Origin of the sequence: Pyruvatibacter sp. (assembly GCF_040219635.1) — a bacterium.
Lineage (GTDB): Bacteria > Pseudomonadota > Alphaproteobacteria > CGMCC-115125 > CGMCC-115125 > Pyruvatibacter.
In genome coordinates this window covers 61,802-78,157 of sequence record NZ_JAVJSC010000006.1, presented here as the reverse complement: position 1 = coordinate 78,157, position 16,356 = coordinate 61,802, and the positions used below count along the sequence as shown (strand labels likewise).

Sequence of the window (16,356 nt, the reverse complement as noted above, 5' to 3'; positions counted from 1 at the left end):
CTATCGCTCCAGAAGCCGGGCTGTGAAAATGTCGTATTCAGGCCAGGTCAAAAGTGTTGATATTGACGTTCGAAATTGCACTTCCGCTGTATCGCCCGTCGCCAGCCCGCGGATGGTCTCAAAAATTAGACTTCCCAAATTGACTTGAAATCTGCGCGACCGCATCAGCCCCGGTGCCAGTTCCGCACTGGCATTTTTGAACAAGGTTGCCTCAGCTCGCCCGGCTGTCCCCCCGCCCGGAGCAACCGGGTCGAAATACATACCCGCCTCGATGTGCCACAGCCCCGAACACGGCGCCGCAAACCCAAACGTTGACGCCAGCACACTGAAAGCCTGCGCATTGCTGCTGCCGGTATCCTGATTTGTCGTGCCGGCGCTCCACGATGTAGTGCTGTTGGCCCAGGCCGCACCGCCGCTTCGGGTGCGGCGCAGATACAGATGCTCCGGCGCGGGCTGCTGCATGATTTCACACAGCCACACGGTCTTGGCGGGCAGTTCCACCGCCGTAAACCGGAAAGTCTCGCCACCGCCCAACAGATAAAGCCGGTCGGTTTCGGTGCCGCGATAAAGGATTTTGTCAGCCGCGACCGCCGTATCCACATAGGCCGTCTGAAAGCCTGACGGCGCGCCGATCGCATGGATAATGTGCGTCCAGCCGTTGTTCACATCATCAAGCTCCGGCAGGCTGATTGTCTGTGCGGGCGCATCCAGATCAAGCAGCGACCCGCCGCCGTCATGCCCGACGATCAGCGAAAAAGCGTTTGCGCGCGAGGTGTAGGCCGCCGCCACAGCCCCCAGGGCCACCCGCGCTGCCAAAGGTGCAAGCGTTTCGTAAGCCGTACCGCCATCGTTGCGACGCAAAAAGCCACCGGCGTCCGGCGCCGCAGGCAGGGTTGTTTGGGCACTGATGGCCTGCGCTGTACGCAACGGCGACATCAGCTTGTCATCGGCCGTCCCCTCCTCGGCTTCCGCCTCACTGGCCAACCTTTCGTCGGTGGCGTGCTCGACCGCCTGTGCCGTACGCAGCGGCGTCATCAGCTTGTCGTCGGCCGTCCCTGCCTCGGCTTCCGCCTCACTGGCCAACCTCTCGTCGGTCGCGTGCTCAACCGCCTGTGCCGTGCGCAGCGGCGTCATCAGCTTGTCGTCGGCCGTCCCCGCCTCGGCTTCCGCCTCACTGGCCAACCGGTCATCAACCGCCTGTTTATGGCGCAGCGGCGACATCAGCCTGTTGTCGGCCGTCCCCGCTTCGGCTTGCGCCTGGCTGGCATAGGTCAGCGACCCCGCTGCCGCTACAGCATCGTCTTTTGCCGCAACGGCAACATCACGGGCATCCGTCGTGACATCCCGCGCGGCCGTCGTCACATCACGCGCTGTTTCGGCATCATCTTTTGCCTGCACAGCAACCGCCGCCTTGTCGCCTGCCTCCTGTGCGGCCACACCCACATCCGCGAGCGCTGCGGGAAAATTGACCCGGTGCCCGTCGGCACCCATACCGCCGGGATTGGTGGCGCCGTTCACCGGGTCCGAGTTCCAGTGCCCATCCTTCAACCTGTCAATGGATTGTTGAACGGTCATGAAATCACCTCTTCAATTTGCAGCTGTGTTGAGTGGCCGGCCGCACGGGGCACCCGGTCGGGAAGCTGTGCAAAGCGACCCAGAAAGGCTTCGCGAAAAAGGTTTGCCGTATCACCGGGGTCAGGCACAAAAACCACCGGGTCTTCAATGTCGTTGCGCGCAGCCGCATCCTGAAAAATCACCGCCTCGTTCTTGCTCAGGGCGTCGTAATCAACGCGGATCACCCGCTGCAGCGGGCGGCGGTCAAACACCGCCCGGCCGGATGGCGTTTCATCCCTGAGCGTGCGCGTGCGCAAACCGCGCGGGGTGCCGAAATTGAAATTGAACTCCGGCTGCACGCCACCGGCGGCAAACAGATGGCCGATGTCCAGCGCAAGGTCCGGGTTGGACGGGTCCAGCACTTCAAGGCGTGCGTGGGTTGCCTGCACCGGCGGGTCCAGCAGCACAAACACATTGCGGTTATAGGGCGCGATGTCCCCCTCTACCGGCTGGCCGGTCCACCAGTTTTCTTCTTCCCAGTCAAGCGCCGCCGACGAAAACAGCGACGGGTACGCCTGCACCCATCCGCTGTCATATTGAGGCGCGTCAAAACTGTCTGACTGCGACAGCCGCAGACGGTAGGTGGCACCCGACGTGATGTTGGTGGCCAGCGCCGCAACGATCGACAGCTTGCGCACCCGCCCGAACGCCACATCAAACTGCGTATCGTCCGTATCAAGACTGGCCGAGCGCGCCGGCTGCGAGGCCAGCAGCGGCGTCTTCATGTTGTCGAGCGGCAATGCGCCCGCCCAGCCGCCGCCCGACAGCGTGGCGTCAAGCGCGAAGTTGGTCGAATAAAACCGTCCCTTGCGATCAGCCATCAGCCATACACCCTCAAGGTCATCAGATGGCGTTGCGGCGACGTCGGCCGCACCGCCATCAAAATCATGTCCGCATCAATGCCGGCCCGCGCGTCAGTCACATGCACCTCGCTGCCCAGCTCAAGCGCCAGCCGTGCAGGCGTCATCTCGCACTGGATCAGGAACGCTTCACGAGGCGTGCCGTCGGCACGCGGCCCCAGCAGCGCCAGCACGTCGTCGGCCAATGCCTGGGCCTCCGCAGCACTTACCAGCCCGGTCAGCAAATCCACCGAATAACTGTCCGGCCAGCGCGCCTTGGTGGTGGCACTCACAGCGGTCGCGCGCCGCCATTCGCGCGACACATAGGCTTCCCGGTCCGTGCCGTGCACAGACGCCTGCATGTCTGCGCGGCGCATCACCGTGTAATTGCGCGCATAGAGCACAGACACCTCGCCCACCGGCACGCCGCTTTCCGCCTGGTCGGGCGCAATATCAATGATGTCGTCATCCAACAGTGTCAGCACCGGGTTGCCCGCCGGTGCCCGCACTACGGCCACCTGCCACGTGCCCGTGCGGTCCGGCAGGGCAAAGCCGCCGATCGAGGCTGCAAGCGCGTCAACGGCTTCCAGCGCCGTGACCTCGGTATCAAGCCACAGACCCATTTTCTGCGTCGCGTTCAGTGTGCCGAAGGAGGCACCGATGGCAGTCCCGGTAATGCCCTTCATCGCCAGCACCCGCTTGATCAGCGGCCCGGCCGTGTCGTCATAGCCATCACCAAAAACAGTGTCGGCCGCGCCCTTGAGATCATAGGTCACGATATTGGCCAGCACGCCGCCGCGCTTCACCAGACCGCGCGCCCGGTCGTCTTCATATTCGGTAGCGGTCAGCGCCACGTCATCAAACGCGACTCCGGTGGATGTGCCGTTCAGCGTCAGCCCGGCGTCGCCGCCGCCGTTGTAAATGGCGGTCACACCCTCGATTTTGCCATCGTGCAGCTGATCGACCAGGTCCTGCACATTGGCGGCCCGGCCGGGAATGTTCGCGCGGGTGAGATCACCCAGCGCCAGGGGCTTTGGAAGCCCCTTCAAATCATCTTCCGTGCCTTCATAGCCCGACCCGGCGCCGTTGTTGGTGCCGGCATAGGTAGTACCCTGCAGGGGACTATCCAGTTCAGCGCGCAGGTCATAGACGGGGATGGCCAGCCGCCCCGGTGACGACGCCGACAATCGAAAGTCAGGCGGCCCGGCGCGCCCCACAAGCAGCGGCACAAAGGTTGAAAAGGCATCCCCCGCCGCGCCCCAATACAGGCTCAACCGTCCCGGCACGTAGCCGCGCAGATAATTGAGGGCACCGTCGGCATTGCTCAGCACCATGCTGCCGCCCGCCACCGTGCCTTCAAACCGCGCCAGATCAAGCGACAGTTCGCGCGCCACGTTCGCCGGGTCAATCAGGCGCGGGTCATACGCCTGGTCGGGCCGGTCCGCATCATCAGACCGGAACGGCCGCATCGGCATATCGGAAAAATACAGTGTGGTTTCAGCGCCGGTATCAGCGCGCGCAACCACGAGTTCTGCCAGAATGACCCTGATGCTCATGAGCGCGCGCCCCGGCGGCCGGCGTCGCGGCGCAGCATGAAATTGGTCTGTTCGTTGTCGCGGCGGATGATCTCGCGGGTGGCATTGCCATCCTCAATGGCACCGATGGTGCCATCACCGGCCGACAGCACAGCCTGCTCAACCCGCTCCATGCGCAGGGCAATGTCACCAAGCGCTTTCAATATGCCTGATGCATCGCCGCCGCCGCTGGCAACGCCCAGCGCCCCGGCATTCACCTGGTCGAGGAACGCCGGGCCATACTGGTCCACCGCAGCGGCGCGAATGACGTACTCGCCATGCGACAGCCGCGCCGGAATGCTGTCGCTGGTCGATGTGCCGGCACCCAGCACGTGGCCGCCGCCGGAAAAACCTGCGGGCACAGCCATGCCAAGCGCTGCAAAGGCGCGTTCAGGATCAATCGAACGGGCAAGCGCAAACTCGGCCGTGGCCATGACGGCATTCACATTGACCAGCGTGCGTTCCTGATCGCTGGCCGAATAGCGTGTGGTGAACTGTTCAATAATGCCCGGCAACGCAGCCAGCGCCTCGTTGGCCGCATTGGCACGCACCTGCTCGGCAAGGGCTGCCTCAGCCGCCGCCACCCGCGCTGCCGCCTGTGCTTCTGCAGCCGCCGCACGCCGGTCTGCCTCGGCCTGTGCGGCCGCAATGCGTTCAGCGGAGGCCGCTTCAATAGCGCTCATACGCTCAGATGCCAGCCGCGCCGCCTCTGCCTCGATCGCCGATGTCTGGTCGGTGGCGGTCAGCGCCACAAGGTCTGCAAGCGCTGCATAGAGCGGCGTGCTTTCCCCGGTCAGCGCACTGAGTTCAGCCAGCTGCGCTTCCAGCAATGTGGCATCCGGCGAGGTTGACTGAAGAGCAACCAAGATCTCCGACAGCACATCAAGCTGGCTTTCCAGCAACGACGCATCGGCATCAGCCAGATCAGCCTGCGCTTCTGCCACCGCCGCTGCCTGTTCAAGCAGCCCGGTGGCAAAGTCAAAGTCCGCATTGAACAGCTGGCTGTCTGCAAAGTACGCCCGGCTGGCGTCAATGAATTGCGCCGCTACCTGCGGCAACGCCTGCAGGGCCGACGTATTACCGTTCTCAAACGCATCTGTCGCCAGCGCATTGAGCCGGTCAAACAGTTCCAAGCGCTGCGTCTCCGGCGACAGCGGCGAGGCCCCGCCGACCCGCAGCGCAAACACCGCGTCGCGGCTTGACACCGCAAAGCTGCGCAAACTGTCAGCCAGCTGCCGCGCTTCACCGGCCGCCGTCTGCATGGCGCGGCTCTGGTCCTGGGCGAGCAGGCCAAGGGCGCTGCGGCTCGCACCGATCTGGTAAGCCAGATCATCGTTCAGCCCAAGCAGCTCATTGAGGCGCTCGCGCTCGCGTTCGCCCAGCTGCGCCACAAAGGCGGAGCGCTCAAGCAGGTTCAGATGTTCGGCCGCCGCAAGGTCCGCACCCAGCGCAATCGCATCGCGCAGACGCAGCTCCTGATTGTCCATCAGCCGTTCCCAAGCGTATCGTACGGGATCGGTGGCAGACAAAATGCTGTCGAAGGTATTTTCATCAAAGCCCGTGCGCATCGCCTCAAGCTGGCGCGCCTCGTACTCGTTGATGGTGTCAATCGCCAGCCCCACCGCAAGCGCGCGTTGACGCAGGCTGGCCATCTCGTCTGTCAGCGTGCGGATGGCTGCCTCGGTTTGGGTCAGACCTTCAAGCGGATCTTCGAATGACATGGCCGCCAAAATCTGTTCAAGGTCGCGCACTTCGGCAATGCGCGTGGCCAGCGTTTCAACCCCGCCGCCTTCCGCGATGATCCTGTTGATGGCGGCCGTCTCGCCGCGCAGGTTCTGCGGGGCATTGGCAAAGAAGGCATCCACCGCCTGCTGGGCCGAGGCCGGTCCCGGTGCGCCACCCTGGCCGACCGACGCTGCACCCACAGTGCCGATGATGTCGAGACCCAGCTGATCGGCAATCTGGTTGATGAGCTGCACGGCCTCGGCCGCCGCCTGCTGGGTTGCAGCCGGGTCAGCGCCGTTGTCGGCACCAGACGCCCCCACCGTCAGGCGGTTGCCGGACAGTGCAATGTTGGTATGCCCGATCGGGTCACCGCCCCCACCACCAAACAGCCCGCCAATGAAGTTGCCAAGCAGCGAGCCGATGGCTGTGCCGACAAACGGAATGGGAATGAAGCTGCCGGCCACCGCCCCGATCGAGCCGCCAATGTCAGCACCGATGCCCCGGTCACCGCCGAAGATGGCATTGCCCAGAAAGTTGCCGGCAAAGCCCCCGGCCGCGCCGGCCGGAGATGTCAGGTTACCAAGCGCATTGCCGAACGCAGTAGGTGCGGCCGGACCAATGCCACCCGCTCCCAGCGACGAAAGTCCCAGACTTTGCCCCGTGCTGCCGAAAATGAAATCATTGATAAATCCGGGTGACTGCGAAAAGCCGTTGAACAGCGAACCCAGATCGCCCAGCCCACCGCCAAGCCCACCACCCCCGCCAAGGTTGATCCCGGTCGGCCCCGTTGTACCAGGCACGCCGAACCCGGCATTTCCCAGCACCTGGCCGATACCGCCCTGCGACACGCCCAGCGCGCCGCCCACCGCCTGCACGATCGGCACCATGATCGGCCGTGCCAGCGCCTGAAACGCGAGCTCCGCAAGCATGTCCAGAAACATGTTTTCGAAGCTCGACATCAACCGGTCGAAGCCGCCTTCACCTTCGCGGAAGGCTTCCTTGAATGCGTCCTTGAAGCCGGTTTCAATCTCGCCGGTGAACCGCCGCAGCAACTCCTGATTGCGGTTGAGGGCCGCGCGCTGGGCTTCGATCGCGCCGATCTTCTCAACGTGCGCACGGGCTTCGTTACGGGCCGCTTCTTCTGTCAGATCGATGCCGGCCGCCCTGGCTGCGTTCAGCAGCTCATGGGTCAGCAGTTCCACCTGCCGCTGTTCTTCACTGAGGCCCATCAGCCGCAGCTCTTCGGCCATGCCTTCGCGCAACACCGCCAGCTGCTCGATGCGGCGGCCGGTGCGCTCGCCAAGGGCCTCTTCAAGCTGCGTCAGAACCAGCGTGCGGTCGTTGAGATCGTCTGTTGCATCCGCCCAGGCACGCACGGCGTTGGCCGGCTCGTTGCCCAGCGTGTCCTTGAGGCGGGTGTCGAGCTCGGCCAGCAGCAGATTGTATTCCGCCTGGCTGATGCTGCCCGACGCAACCGCCGTATCCAGCACCGCCAGCCCTTCGCGATATGCGGCAACGCCGGCACCCACATTGTCCAGAGACGCCAGCAGGGATTGCGCGTCTTCGTCGAGCTTGGCAAGCGGGCTGTTGCTGTTGCCGCCACCGGCACCGGCAGCGCCCGCGACGGCGGCCGTGCCGGCATCAATTTCGGCATAGAGTGCGGCAAGGTCCAGCCGTGCGCCCTGAATGCCGTCGCGCGCGCGCTCCAGACGATCAAGTGCCTCGCTTGGGTCATCGCCGGGCTGCAGGGCATTAAGGCGGTTCTCGGCGGCCACCAAAGACGATTCGCGCATCCGCACGGTGCGTTCCGCAATGGCCAGCGCCGCCTTCTGTTCAGCCGTCGCAAGGCTTTCCAGCCGTCCGCGTGCCGTCTCAAGCGCTGCGTTGTAATCAGTCTGCGCGCTGCGGGCTTCGTGGGTTTCATTTGTCAGCAGAATATACGCGCCAACCAGGGCACCGACAGCTGCGGCAACCGCACCGATTGGATGTGCTGACAGCAGCGCGAAGAACCCACCCGCTGCCGCCTGAGCGCTGAGAAACGCCGCAGCGACAGACCCAAGCCAGCGCACAAGCTGCACGGCAATGAGCGCCCCGACGGCTGCCTCGACGAGGTTGATATTGTCCAGCAGCAACGCCGCTGTCTCGGACGCGATGCCCAGCGACTCGCCCAGCACGAAGCCCAGTCGCTCGGCGGCCGCTTTCAGCGCTTCAGCGTTCTCGGTGGCCGATGCAAGTGCGGGCGACAAGCCTTTGACAAGACCATCGCCAACACCGCGCTGGATGGTGGCCATGGTTGCATCGAACTGGTCCTGCAGGAATGCCGCGCTCTCTGACATCTTCGCAACGGCCTTGTCGGTCTCACCGGCCGAGTTGCGCACAGTCTCCAGATTGTCCGCGAACGCCTCCGCCCGTGCGCCTGCCAGGCTGAGCACCGGCGTGATCGCTTCGGTACCGCCGAACAGCGTGGCGATCGCGTCCGCTGCACCGTCGGTCTTGTCAGCCACCTCCGCAAGGAAGCCCGACAGCCCCTTGCTGCGCAGCGCCGCCACATCAAACTCGATGCCAAGCTGGGCGGCCAGCTCGCGCGCTTCTTCCGAAGGCTTCAGGATTGACGCAATGACCGCCCGCAGACCTTCCATCGCTGTCGAGGTGCGTGTGCCCGTCGATGTCAGCGTGGCATAGGCCGCCAAAAGCTCGTCGAGCTGCACGCCTGTCTGCTCGGCATTGGTGGCCACCTTGCCGATCGAGTCGGAAATCTGCTCGATCGTCGTCTTGCCGATCCGCATGGTGGCAAAAAACTTGTCTGACACCTGGTCGGCTGTGTAGTTCGCAGACGCATAGGCATTCAGGGTCGAGGTCAGGCCATCGGCTGCGCGGTCCACCTGCGTGACGCCGCCCACCGCCAGCTTGTTGGACGCCGTAAGCACCGCAATCGCATCGGCGGCGTTCGTGCTGCCAGCAGAAATGATGTCGTACAGCGCCTTGATCTGGGCGCGCGGCATCTGCCCGTACTGGACAGCCAGACGCTCAACGTCAGCGGTGAGCTGCGGAATGACGCTGGTGTCATCAAGCAGCGTTGAGACTTCCGCCATGCCGCGCCCGAACGCCAGCGCTTCCTCGCGGGCATTGCGGAACACGGCGGCCACCGCCACCGCGCCGATCAGCTGCAGGGCTGTCTTGAGCCGCACCGCACCGTCGCGGGCTTCGTTCGCGGCAGGACCAAACTTTTTTGTTTCAGCGTTGAGCCCGGCCTGATCGCGCGACGATGTTTTGGCCGCCCGGCCCACACCTTCGATGCTGTCTTCAACCTGACCCAGTACACGGACGGAGCCGTCGTCTTCAACGCGCACCCGCAGTGAGACAATACGTTCAGCCATCAGCGCGCCTCCCGTGACCATGCGGCATCAACGCGCCTCCCGTGACCATGCGGCAATGGCTTCGGCTTCCATGATGCGCAGATCACCCAGCAGCGTGGCGTTCCAGGCAAAGCCGTGCGCCCGCGCAACACTTTCGACGCGGTCGTAGTAGAGCCCGGTGCGCACGATGACGGTTTTCTTCTGGCCGGCAATGACCAGCCGCTCCCACTGCGTCTCGCTCGCTGTGAAGAGCGCAAACACGTCGGCATTGTCCGCGTCGATCTCGACGGGCGGCAGCGCTTCATGAGCTTGGCCTTCAACATGGGTGGCAACGTCCTTGGCTCCGGCAGCGCGAAGGGCACGGGCGACCTTCGCCGGGTCTGTGATCCGCCGCGCCCCTGAGCCCGCATCAGGGTGCCGCCCGGTTGCCCAGGCACGCGCGGCGTCTCTCAGTTTTTTGACTTGCGCCCGTGCAGGGCATCGAAATACGAAGCCACAACAGCTTCACGCACAGCGATGTCATCCAGCAGCGAAGCAAGCGCCTCCTCGCTGAACGGAAGTTCCACATCCTTGCCGGACTTGCCTTCGGTCATGATGCCGTCCCAGCCGGTCCAGACTTCGCCCATCAGCTTCTTGTGCGCGTTCTTTGCCAGCATGGCGTTGAGCAGAAACGACGCCGACGTGTCGTCCGTCTTGCCTGCGTCATCCGGGTTCAAAATCGCGTTGAGTTCGCTTTCCGGCAGCAGTTTGAAATGCGCGTTGAAACCCTGTTCAACCGTGTTGCCGTTCTGCGTCGCATAGGTGAACGTCACCTTGCGCTTCACCGTGCGGTATTCGCCCTTGGGCAAAACCTTGAATGTGAGAGACATGACCGGGTGTGTCCTTTGATCTTGATCTTGACGGTGCCGGGTAAAACAGCCGCACACGCACCGTCCACATGTGCAGCTGTCTGAGTGGCGAAGCGGATCAGGTGAACGTGTATTTCACCTCGTCGTCACCGCCGTCCGTCGCGGTGAGCTTGATGTCCAGTTGGTAGGTGCGTTCGTTATCGCGGCTGCCGTGGTTCACATCGGCGATCTGCACCTTCGGTGCCGCCACCGTCAGGATGTTGCCAGCCGTCGTGCCGTGCACAACGGACAGCGCAGACAGTGTCGCAGCCTTGGCCAGCGCTTCCGGATTGAAGGTGGACAGCGCCTTGGGCATGATCACCTCAAGGCGGCCCGCAAGATTGCGCTTGCCGGCAATCCGCACCGCTTCCTGATTGGGCAGGTTGCGATAGCTGACATTGCCCGGTGCGTTGATGGTCAGGCCCACCATCACCAGGTCAACACCACCCAGCGTCACCGTTGGCGTGTTGGCATCTTCAATCGGCAGCGGATCGCTGAATGCGGAATAGTCCGCCGCCGCGGCAGGCGCGCTGTCGGCAGGCCCCGTGTACAGCCCCATGCCGTTGACCACGAAGTACGGCAGATTGCCCGCCTGAAACTCGAAGCCGAGCGCACCGCGCCAGCCAAGCAGCTTGCGCAGCTGCTCGTCGTAATAGGCATACATGCTGGCACTGTCGAAGCCCGTTGACACAGGCTCATAGGCAACGCTGGTGTCCGCCACGATGGTCTGCTTGTAGCCTGCCGCCAGCAGGATGTCGGCGAAGGCGGGCGCGACACCCTCGGTGCCAGACCCCGCCGCTTCAAGACGGAAGCTGTTGGCATAATGAATGCCGGACAGGATCGAGGGATCACCGCCCATGCCTGGCCGGTCCAGATTGCGCGCGACCTCCTGCCGGTCCAGCGGGTTCATCTGGTACGCAGATGTCAGCATTGCGTTGGCACCGGGTGCCGGCGTCGCGTCGGTCCCGTAGGTGGTTTCTTTCTTGGCGATGACGAGAACGTCGTCTTCTGAAATGCCTTCCATCGGGATGGCTCCTTGGCTGGTATCAGCCGCACGGGGCGGCAGGGCAAAAAGGGATCAGGCGGCGGCGCTAGGCGCGCTTGCCGTCTGGTTTTTGTGCAGGTTTTGATGCGGGTGCAGACTTGCCAGACACAGACGGGGCGGACGCCGACGCTGCGACCGGAGACGATGCGGTGCCCCCGGCCGCAGCGGTGCGCGGCGCCACCCGGTCAGCCAGCGCTGCACTCTCTTGTTTGGTCAAAGCCCGTTCGCTGCGATTGACGGCCTTGCCGTCGGCATCGCGCAGCCGGTCGCCACGCGGGTCCGAGGCGGTGGGCTGCTCCACCATCTCGACTTCGGTACCGTCCGTGTTGGCCAGATACTGGCCGCCTGAATTGCGGGTCATGCTGTTTCCTTCCGGTGCATGTGATCGAAGGTAAATGTGATGTTCCACCACAGCCGCTGGACCTTGCCGTCAAAGGCTGTGAGCTGCTGGCGCTTTGCCTGAATGGCTGACTGCGCGCCTGCGGGCTTGAAACCCATCAGCGCGTCCAGCACTTCGTCGCGCACCTCTTCGTGCTCAGCGATGCCGCGCGCGCCGTCGCGGCCCGCATTGGAAAACCCGATCAGCACGGCAAAGCTGATGGTCTCAAGCTGGCGGATCAGGCCGGTGACCTTGTCGCTTGAAAACGTGCCCCCCGTCGGCAACACGTATGCCGCCGGTGAGCGCGGCACCGCGTCGCCCGCCGCCGCCAGATCAGCCGCCAGCCCCACATCCAGCAATGACGGGGCCTGCATTTTCAGACGCTCGGCAATCAGCGCCAGGCGCGGCGTGGCGATGCTCATGTGTCACCACCCCCGACATCCGAGATGTCCTGCGACAAGAAGTTGGCAAGGATGGTTTCAATCTCGTCGAGGTCATCTTCGTTGACCCCAAGGAACGGCCGCGCCGGTATGTCCACCTTGTCGGTAAAAACCACGCCGCCACCGGGAAGCTCAAATCTTAGCTTACCGCCGGACTTGGCCCGGATCGTGCCGCCAAATTGGTGAATCGCCGCGTAAGGCCGATTGCTTCCAATCACCACGCTGTCGCCTTCGACCTGCGGGTTCATCGAATCCCGGAGATGTCCCTTGTCCACCAGCGTTTGGCCACCCTCCGCAACCGCGCGCTGCGACGGCAGCCACGGTGTGCCGTCGGGAGCCTGCCCGGTTTCAAATCGTTCCAGCGTCCGGTCTTCCAGATAGCTGCCGATCTCGTCCAGCGGCGCCGACAAATCACCAAGCCGCGCACGTGTGTCCGCCATCGCCTGCCGCAGCTCGCCGTCTTCAAAGGTGAGGGTGAGATCAATGCCGGCCATCAGTAGTCCGCCAGCGTGTCTTTGGAGAACACGGCCGGGTCCGCATTGATGCGCGGGCCGCCGTCAGATGTCGGTGCGTCGCCGGGTGCGTCCTGGTCGCCCAGGCGGGCCTTGCCCGCGGCCACGTCGCGCAGATACGCGATGGCATGGTCAAACGCCTTTTGAACCTGCTCCGGTGCGCCGTCCTGATAAAGATAGTAGCGCGCCATGTCGGCCGCCGTGCGTTCCAGCACGTCCGGCGGGTCGGACAACGGCAGCGTGTAATGCCCGGACAGATAGGAGTTGATCTTCGCGTCCGCGTCTTCAAGCGCACGGGTCAGCACACTGTCCACGATCGCGTCGGCCGTGCCGTCGCGATCCGTAAGCTGCTCAAGCTCCTCGGCACCGAAGCGGTCGATCAGGTCCTGTTTCGTTGCGTAGGTCACTCACCTGCCCTTGGCGACTTCAAATTTTGGGTGCGGGGGCAGGATTCAAACCTGCGACCTCGTGGTTATGAGCCACGCGAGCTATCAGACTGCTCCACCCCGCGTTAATCCGATGGGCGGTGAACGGACAAACGCTTGTCCCTTCTCGCGGCGGCCGCCCGGCCACACAGCGGCCCGAAGGCCGGTTAAACCTGTCAGTCTCCGGACAGTTCCTTGTGCACCTCGGCCCACAGCACATCGCGCTCGTCGGCTTTCAGAACGACCTGTTCACCCAGCAACTTCGACGCCGCCGGCATGATCTGTTCCACACTGGGCTTGCCGGACTTGGTGAAGTGCTTCTGGTCTGCCTCACGCATAGCCAGCTTGATCGCGCCTTCGCGGGTCAGGCCCGTATCGGCATCGTCATCGGCAGCGGCGGGGCCGGGGTCAGGGTTCGAGGATGCTGACTGGCCGCCGCTGCCTTCGCCGCCCTTCTGGGCTGACTTCTTTTTCACGGGCTGATCACCGCCGATATGCTCGGCGTCGCCGCGCGCGGCCATGCGTTCCAGCACCTCAAAAAGTGCGGTGCCTTCTTCGGCGCTGATGTCTGCGCCAGGGCGATAGAACTTACCGCCATGGCGCAGGTTGGATTTGAGAGCGTACTGCCGCATTACGCCACCAGGTCCGAGATCAGATAACCCGCCTCGGCACCCACAAGCTCGGCAGAACGCTCGTCGGTAACGCCCGCCACCCAGCTCTTGGTGTCGGGGTCCCAGCGCATCGGCTCCACAAACGGATGGCCGGTCAGCTGGTAGGTGTAGCCAAAGCTGGGCACCCGCACGGAGCGCGCACCGGCAGGGGCCACATAGGCCAGCACTGCCTTGTCACCCCACACATCGGTGAAGTCGCTTTCGGGCGTGGCCGCATAAACTGCGCGGCCCACCACCACCGTCTCCACATCAAAGTACCGCGCCAGAATGGCCGTGGTAATCGAGTCGGACGATGTGTATTTGAGCTTTTCAAGCAGTTTGGGGTGATCATCCAGCGCCCGGAAACCAGCGGGCGGCAACACCAGCGTATTGGCATCGCGGCCGATCTTTTTGCGCACCGCCTCCTTGCCGTCGTTGATCACCGCCTTGGGGTCGCTGTCGGGGTCAGACCACTGGTCGTTGCCGGCAAGCGTGATCTTGTTGGCCGCGTCATATTTGCTCGCGTCCAGTGCCAGTTCAGCCTGTTCGCACTCTTCGTCCAGCGAGATCACGTCCTGTACGGCGCTGACAGCTTCCATCTGCAGGTCGATGCCCGGACCGGCGGCTGCTTCCTGAACATGCTCGCGCGGCACGGTGGCGTTAAGCGCATACTGGCTGATTGACGCCGGCAGACCTTCATAGCCGAAGGTCATGCTCTTGGTGGCGGCGCCCGGCGCGCGGCGCGTGTTGTAGCGCAGGAAACTTTCCTTGCTGAACTCGATGCGCTTGAAGCCACGCACCGGCACCGGCACCACCGGAAACAGCACACGGCCCACCCGCTCAGGGTGAGAATACCCACGGCTGTGGTTTGTGAGGATCGGATCAACGACGCGGGCGCCTGAGTTTGTGAGCGGGGCCATGAAGCGGGTTCCTTATCGGGTCTTGTTGACTGGTCTTGTTTAGGTCTGGGGTGACGGCGCGCCGCTAGCGCAGCTTCACCTCGATGAGATCGCCGGCCGCAGAAGCAGCCTCCAGCGCGTCGGCGAACACGTATTCCGGCAGGTCCCCGCCGGTCAGAATGTCGCCATTCGCAGCCGACGACGTGACGGCGGTGGCGCCGGCATCAAGGCCAAGCGCGCCCGTCGAGGGGATCGCGCGGCCCTGGGCATCCACAATCAGGCTGTCACCAAGGGTGATGGCAGCCCCGGCCTCCACAACAGTCGTGCCGGTGACGGCAACGTCGCTGGCTTCGGCGGCGGCAGCGGCGCGCTGTGACACGCCAAGCACCTTCTGGCCCTGCGTATCGGCTTCCGCGCCGTCATAGCCAATGCCGCGAAAAGCGCGCACGGCACCGCTGGCAACAAATGTGAGAGACTGGATGATGGCGGACTGTCGGGTCATGAAGAGGCTCCTCAAGGGGCGTTAAATCAGTGTGCAAACCACGCTTGCGCGAGGTAGTCGTGAGCGTCGGTGGCTAGCGTCCGCCGACGGCGCGAACCGCAGCGGCGTATGTCGTGTCGGCATTCTTCGCCTGGTAGGCGAGTGCCTTCTTGTGAATATCCAGCAGCGCGCGATCGACGTCGTACCCGTCAGGCGCTGCGAAGTTCACCGCGCCGTCCGTGCTGCTGTCGTCCGCACTGACCTCGCCGAACTCGATGATCTGTCCGGACGTGCCCAGCAGATCGCGGAAGAAGGTGAGCGGCGTTTTGGTTTCAGCGTCGTCGCCTTCGCCGAACTCAACCGTCCCGGCCGGGTCCAGCTGGTCCATGAAGTCCAGCGTCTGGGCTTTTGCGCCAGGCGCAAACTTGCCGGCCTCGATCAGTCCATCAAGCAGCGCCTCATTGTCCTTGCGGCGGCGCTTGGTTTCGGCTTCGGCGAAGTCGGCCGACTTCTTTTCAAGCTCGGCTTCCTTGGCCTTGAGCTCTGCCTCCTTGGCATCGGCTTCGGCCTTGCGGGCATCGAGTGCGGCAGTATCCTGATCGGACATCTGTGTCTCCTGAGTGAGGTGGGTCGTGGGTGGGGCGGCATAGGCCGGATCAATCTCGGCGCTGCCTGCGTGCATCGAGGACGCGAGCTGCTCGAACTCGGTCAGCGAATAGTCCGGGACGGTTTCGTCAGCAGCTTCCAGACCGTCTCTCGCAATGATCTGTTCGCGCAGCTTGCGGAACAGCCAGCCGACGGTGCGCCAGGCAGACGCCTGTCCATCAACGGCGGCCGCGAACTCAACCACGTCGCCTTCGCTGACTTCGCCGAACTCGATGGGATCAAGCCCCTTGAGGCTGGGCAGATGCGCTCCGAGAAAACCGACATGCCGCAAAGTGAGCTTGCCGGGGTTCGGGTTGTTCTTGGCTTCGGGCAGGAAGAACGACGCAGAGACCTTCTTGTAGGCCCCCTGCTTCACCAGCTCGGCGAACTCAGGGTTCAGTCTGTCGGGTTCCGCGACCAGCTTGCCGTCGGCAAACGTCATGCCCTTGATCCAGCCATAGGCCGGCGCGTTGGTCTTGGGATGGCCGATGACGAGCGGCGCTTCATGAACCTTGGGGTCGTAGGCCGCAGCCGCAGCCGCAAGTTCCGCCTCACCATAGGAGCGGGCGCTGCCGTCCATGGCCGTGTGCGTGCCTGCGCTGAATACGTGGATGGGCTTCAAGACCGGGTTCCTGATGCGTTGCAAAAATCTGCGTCTGGCGTTCACCGCCATTCGCTGCAACACTGCCCGTGCCCGGCCCGCTTCGGCATCCCGACAGGTGTCGGGATCAAATGGCCCCGGACCCGGCCCAAACCCTCACATCTGCCCACCCACGGCAAAAATCGCCGCCGCCGCATCGACAGCGCCGTTTTTAACCCCTTTTTGAACAGTCTGGGGGCGTTTTAAGGGGCTGGCCGCTAGGACGGGGCACAAATGTGCCTGTC

The 16,356-nt window shown here is 63.8% G+C and carries 15 protein-coding genes and 1 tRNA gene; all 16 read right to left on the bottom strand.

Going from position 1 to position 16,356, the window contains the following annotated elements; translation table 11 throughout:
• Positions 1–1,575 carry a hypothetical protein gene (locus RIB87_RS11535; RefSeq protein ID WP_350146751.1) on the bottom strand — a complete coding sequence of 525 codons (1,575 nt, stop codon included), beginning with the start codon at positions 1,573–1,575 and terminating at the stop codon, positions 1–3.
• On the bottom strand, positions 1,572–2,435 hold the full coding sequence (locus RIB87_RS11530; protein WP_350146749.1) for a hypothetical protein: 864 nt from the start codon (positions 2,433–2,435) through the stop codon (positions 1,572–1,574). The genes RIB87_RS11535 and RIB87_RS11530 overlap by 4 nt, the downstream gene beginning before the upstream one ends.
• Complete coding sequence (locus RIB87_RS11525) at positions 2,435–4,009, bottom strand: hypothetical protein (RefSeq protein WP_350146746.1); 1,575 nt, start codon at positions 4,007–4,009, stop codon at positions 2,435–2,437. Before RIB87_RS11525 ends, RIB87_RS11530 begins: the two co-directional genes overlap by 1 nt.
• Positions 4,006–9,129, bottom strand: coding sequence for a phage tail tape measure protein (locus RIB87_RS11520; protein WP_350146744.1), 5,124 nt, complete (start codon positions 9,127–9,129; stop codon positions 4,006–4,008). Before RIB87_RS11520 ends, RIB87_RS11525 begins: the two co-directional genes overlap by 4 nt.
• Positions 9,130–9,156: 27 nt before the next feature.
• The gene (locus RIB87_RS11515) at positions 9,157–9,369 is read right to left on the bottom strand and encodes a hypothetical protein (protein ID WP_350146742.1); all 213 of its coding nucleotides are present in this window, start codon (positions 9,367–9,369) and stop codon (positions 9,157–9,159) included.
• A gap of 188 nt (positions 9,370–9,557) precedes the next feature.
• Positions 9,558–9,977: a hypothetical protein gene (locus RIB87_RS11510; protein WP_350146740.1), complete on the bottom strand. Its 420-nt coding sequence runs from the start codon at positions 9,975–9,977 to the stop codon at positions 9,558–9,560.
• Between the two features lie 97 nt (positions 9,978–10,074).
• Positions 10,075–11,019 carry a phage tail tube protein gene (locus RIB87_RS11505; RefSeq protein WP_350146738.1) on the bottom strand — a complete coding sequence of 315 codons (945 nt, stop codon included), beginning with the start codon at positions 11,017–11,019 and terminating at the stop codon, positions 10,075–10,077.
• Positions 11,020–11,086: 67 nt separating this feature from the next.
• Positions 11,087–11,401 carry a hypothetical protein gene (locus RIB87_RS11500; protein ID WP_350146736.1) on the bottom strand — a complete coding sequence of 105 codons (315 nt, stop codon included), beginning with the start codon at positions 11,399–11,401 and terminating at the stop codon, positions 11,087–11,089.
• Positions 11,398–11,841 carry a phage tail terminator protein gene (locus RIB87_RS11495; RefSeq protein ID WP_350146734.1) on the bottom strand — a complete coding sequence of 148 codons (444 nt, stop codon included), beginning with the start codon at positions 11,839–11,841 and terminating at the stop codon, positions 11,398–11,400. Before RIB87_RS11495 ends, RIB87_RS11500 begins: the two co-directional genes overlap by 4 nt.
• Entirely contained in the window at positions 11,838–12,353 is a 516-nt protein-coding gene (locus RIB87_RS11490) for a phage virion morphogenesis protein (RefSeq protein WP_350146732.1), read from the bottom strand. The genes RIB87_RS11495 and RIB87_RS11490 overlap by 4 nt, the downstream gene beginning before the upstream one ends.
• On the bottom strand, positions 12,353–12,778 hold the full coding sequence (locus RIB87_RS11485; RefSeq protein ID WP_350146730.1) for a gp436 family protein: 426 nt from the start codon (positions 12,776–12,778) through the stop codon (positions 12,353–12,355). Before RIB87_RS11485 ends, RIB87_RS11490 begins: the two co-directional genes overlap by 1 nt.
• 27 nt (positions 12,779–12,805) lie before the next feature.
• Positions 12,806–12,882 (bottom strand) — tRNA-Met (locus RIB87_RS11480).
• Between the two features lie 90 nt (positions 12,883–12,972).
• Positions 12,973–13,428: a hypothetical protein gene (locus RIB87_RS11475; RefSeq protein ID WP_350146728.1), complete on the bottom strand. Its 456-nt coding sequence runs from the start codon at positions 13,426–13,428 to the stop codon at positions 12,973–12,975.
• Positions 13,428–14,366, bottom strand: coding sequence for a major capsid protein (locus tag RIB87_RS11470; RefSeq protein WP_350146726.1), 939 nt, complete (start codon positions 14,364–14,366; stop codon positions 13,428–13,430). Before RIB87_RS11470 ends, RIB87_RS11475 begins: the two co-directional genes overlap by 1 nt.
• A gap of 64 nt (positions 14,367–14,430) precedes the next feature.
• Positions 14,431–14,847 carry a capsid cement protein gene (locus RIB87_RS11465; RefSeq protein ID WP_350146724.1) on the bottom strand — a complete coding sequence of 139 codons (417 nt, stop codon included), beginning with the start codon at positions 14,845–14,847 and terminating at the stop codon, positions 14,431–14,433.
• Between the two features lie 73 nt (positions 14,848–14,920).
• Positions 14,921–16,093 (bottom strand): peptidase, encoded by a 1,173-nt coding sequence (locus RIB87_RS11460; RefSeq protein WP_350146722.1) that lies wholly within the window; start codon positions 16,091–16,093, stop codon positions 14,921–14,923.
• Positions 16,094–16,356: the final 263 nt, after the last annotated feature.